The sequence below is a fragment of the Methylobrevis pamukkalensis genome (genome assembly GCF_001720135.1).
Classification (GTDB): Bacteria; Pseudomonadota; Alphaproteobacteria; order Rhizobiales; family Pleomorphomonadaceae; genus Methylobrevis; species Methylobrevis pamukkalensis.
On the sequence record NZ_MCRJ01000199.1, the window covers coordinates 1 to 3,724 of the forward strand.

Genomic DNA, 3,724 nt, shown 5'->3' on the forward strand with positions numbered 1-3,724 from the left:
GGCGACCGAGGCGGTGGAGCCCGTGGCCGAGAAATCGGTGGGTCCGGCGCCGGTGCCCGCGCCGAGATCGGCGGGCGCGCGCAGCGTGCCGCCGAAGTCCATCGGCTCGCCGGCAGGCGGCGGCGGCGCGGAGGAGCGCCGGCCGGGCGTCTTGCCGCCTTCGAGCTCCCGGAAGCGGAAGTCGTTGTCCTCCTGCATCTGCTGCATCAGCCGCTGCTGCTGCTGCATCTGGTGGAGGAGTTCCTCGATCTGGCCGTTGAGCCGGCGCAGCTCCCCTTCGAGCCGGTCGATCCGCATCGCCTGGTCGGCATATTGCGGCGCGCCCTGCACCTGCTGCACCGGGGCGCTTCCTGGCACGTCCACCGCCGGGGTCGGCCCCGACGAGAACCAGCCGGCGTGGGCGGGTGCCGCGAGCAGCACGGAGCGAGAAGGCCGAGGAACAGCGGTCCGCCGCGACGCCGGGTGCGGTCGCGCGGACAGGAGACGGTCGTTGCATGTGCGACGATGCGTGTCATCGATACCTCGTCAGGCCGGCGGCTGGCCCGCAGCGGACGCGGCGCCGGCGGCCCCATTAACCCGAGGAGTTCGGCCAAAATGGGACCCTCGGTCAGGTGCCGGATCGCGCGCTCCGATCGGTCGGACAGGACCTGATCGAAGCGGCTGCCCGGGCAAAGGATCTCGGGCCTCCGCCGGCCCGATCACAGGACCCGGCCGGCGCAGGCGACGCGTCAGCTGCCGGCGTTGTTGAGCACGGTCACGCCGCGGCGGTTCTGGGCCCAGCAGCTGGCGTTGTCGCAGACGGCGACGGGACGCTCCTTGCCGAAGGACACGGTGCGCAGGCGCGAGGGGCTGACGCCCCGGCTGACCAGATAGTCGTTGACGGCCTTGGCGCGGCGGGCGCCGAGGGCGAGGTTGTACTCGCGGGTGCCGCGCTCGTCGGCATGGCCCTCGAGGGTCACGGCATAGCGCGGATAACGCGTCAGCCACTGGGCCTGGCGCTCCAGCGTGCTGCGGCCGTCGGCGGTCACGTCCGAGCTGTCGGTCTCGAACAGGACGCGGTCGCCGACGTTGACGACGAAGTCCTGCGCCGTGCCCGGCGCGGCCGAACCGGCACCGCCGGCGCCGCCGGCCAGACCCGAGTCGAGTTCGCTCGGGCTCTTGGCGCACGCGGCGACGAGAAGAACGAGGCCGCACACGGCGGTGATGCGGCGGGCCGCCGCGAGGGAAAACAGTCCAACCATCCCGGTAAATCCTCTGGGGTAAGCAGATACAGCCATGCCTTCACCTTACCGCATCATGGTTAATGCGCCGTTTGCGAAGATGGCGAATGAATTCCTGACGTTCTTCCCGCCGTTTTGTGTCCATCCTGTGTCCGCAGACAGCGCCGCGGCGGCATGCTGCAGCGCAGGATACACGCGGCGCCCGACTGTTGCAAAAAGGCGACAATCAGGACGGCGGACGCCAGGCTGATCGGAAATCGTCGGAGACATCCGCTGCCGCGCCCGGCCGAAACCAGCCCTCGCGGCAGCGGGATCCTCGATCACTTCAGCAGCGGCGACCAGGCAGGGTCGGAGGCGAAGGACGGCGTCGGGATCTTCTGCTCGTTGCGCCCGGTCAGATCGACCGACCACAGCTGCGGTCCGCCGCCGACATCGCGGAAGAACATGATCACCCGGCCGTTCGGCGCCCAGGTCGGGCCCTCGTTGTGGAAGCCCTCGGTGAGAATGCGCTCGCCCGACCCGTCGGGACGCATCACGCCGATGGAGAAGCGCCCGCCGGCCTGCTTGGTGAAGGCGATCAGATCGCCGCGCGGCGACCACACCGGCGTCGAATAGCGGCCCTGGCCGAAGGAGATGCGGTTGGCCCCGCCGCGCCCGCGCCCATCACGTAGAGCTGCTGCGTACCGCCGCGGTCGGATTCGAACACGATCTGCGAGCCGTCCGGCGAATAGGACGGCGAGGTGTCGATCGCGGCCGTGTCGGTGAGGCGCGCGGTCTGCCGGCTGGCGATGTCCATCGTGTAGATGTTGGCGTTGCCGCCGGCCTCGAGGCTCATCACCACGCGGCTGCCGTCCGGCGAAAAGCGGGGCGCGAAGGTCATGCCCTGGAAATTGCCGACGATCTGGCGCTGGCCGCTCTCGATGTCGAGCAGGTAGACGCGCGGATTGTCCTGGCCGAAGGACATGTAGGTCACGTCCTGGGTGGAGGGCGAGAAGCGCGGGGTGATCACGAGGTCGTCGCCGCGGGTCAGGTAGCGCACGTTGGCGCCGTCCTGGTCCATGATCGCGAGGCGCTTGACGCGGCGGTTCTTCGGGCCGGTCTCGTCGACGAAGACGATGCGGGTGTCGAAATAGCCCTTCTCGCCGGTCAGCCGCTCGTAGATGGCGTCGGCGATGATGTGGGCGACACGGCGCCAGTTGGCCTCGGGCGTGAAGAACTGCTGGCCGGTGAGCTGCTGGCCCGCGAACACGTCCCAGAGCCGGAAGTCGGCCTGCACCCGCCCGTCGCCGGTGCGCGAGACGGCGCCGGTCACCAGCGCCTGCGCGTTGATCACGCGCCAGTTCTGGAAGTTCGGCATCACGTTCGGGTTGACGTTGCGGTCGATGAAGGAGGCCGGGTCGAGAGTGGCGAACAGGCCGGACCGCTTCAGGTCGGCCGTCACCACATCGGCGATCTGCGCGCCGAGCTGGGCGTCGGCGCCGGAAAAGGCCGGGATCGCGATCGGCATCGGCTGGAAGTTGCCGCCGGTGATGTCGATGGTGATCTCCGCCTGGGCGGGCGCGGTGGCGGCAAGGCCGACGACCGCGGCGAGCACGGCCGCCGCCCGGCCCAGAGCGCGCATGAGGCCGCGTCCGAGACGGCGGGGATCGTGGTGTCCGAGGGAAAGGGCTCCCGACATGGTCTTCTCAACTCCTTTGCGAACGGTTCCGCGCCAGCCCCCCGGCCGCGCGCGAACCGTTCCGTCCGTGTCCTCGCCCGTGCCGGGGCACATGCCGGCGGCGGGCGCAATCCGTGTTCCCGGAGCCTCGTCCGGACCGCCGACAGCGACGGCGTGTGTCAGGACCTCCTGAAACACGGCAATCGGCGCATTTCTGTGGCCTGATCCCTCTAGCCTGATCTGGGGTTCAGTAGCTGGCGGGCGGGGTGAAGTTGATGTTCACGACGCTCCAGCGGTCGAACTTCTCCACGGGAAGGAAATCATAGGGCGCGCAGCGGCGGATCGCCCGGAGCGCCGCCTCGGCGACGACCTGTCCGTAAGGACCGCCCGGCACGCTGATCGCGGTCGGCGCGCCGGCGAGCGAGCCGTCCTCGTTGAGCTGCATCCGGATCGGCACGGTCACGCCCTCGGTGTTGGCGCCGATCGGCGGCACCCAGCACTCGAAGATGCGCGCCTGCAGCGCGGCGATCTCGTTGGCGGTCATCTCGCCGGACGCACGGCCCGTGGCGGTGCCGAGCGAGGCGGTGCGGTCGGACCGGCGCGCGCCACCGCCCGACGGATCGACCTTGTTCAGAAGATTGGCGATGTCTTCCGGATCGAAGTTGCTGGTGGAGTCCTCGCGGCCCTGCTCCGACGTGGTCTTGGCAGGCTTGGCCGGCGCCTTCGACGTCGTCGGCTTCGCCGGCTCCACCGCAGCCGTCTCCACGGGCTTCGGCGGGGCCGGCTTGACCCGCGGCTTGACCGGCGGCGCCGGGCGCGTCGGCTCCTCCGGCGGGGCCTCGGCGGC

General features: G+C 70.3%; 2 protein-coding genes and 2 pseudogenes. All 4 read right to left on the minus strand.

Annotated features, from left to right (window positions below; genetic code table 11):
- Positions 1–420, minus strand: a pseudogene (locus A6302_RS19585) (hypothetical protein); the annotation flags it as partial.
- A gap of 308 nt (positions 421–728) precedes the next feature.
- A complete protein-coding gene (gene pal / locus A6302_RS19590; RefSeq protein WP_069308434.1) occupies positions 729–1,241 on the minus strand; it encodes a peptidoglycan-associated lipoprotein Pal in 513 nt (170 codons plus the stop codon).
- Between the two features lie 299 nt (positions 1,242–1,540).
- A pseudogene (gene tolB, locus A6302_RS19595) lies at positions 1,541–2,841 on the minus strand (Tol-Pal system beta propeller repeat protein TolB).
- Positions 2,842–3,124: 283 nt separating this feature from the next.
- Positions 3,125–3,724 (minus strand): cell envelope integrity TolA family protein (locus A6302_RS23250; protein WP_483428748.1); only part of this gene is annotated, 600 nt, incomplete at its 5' end.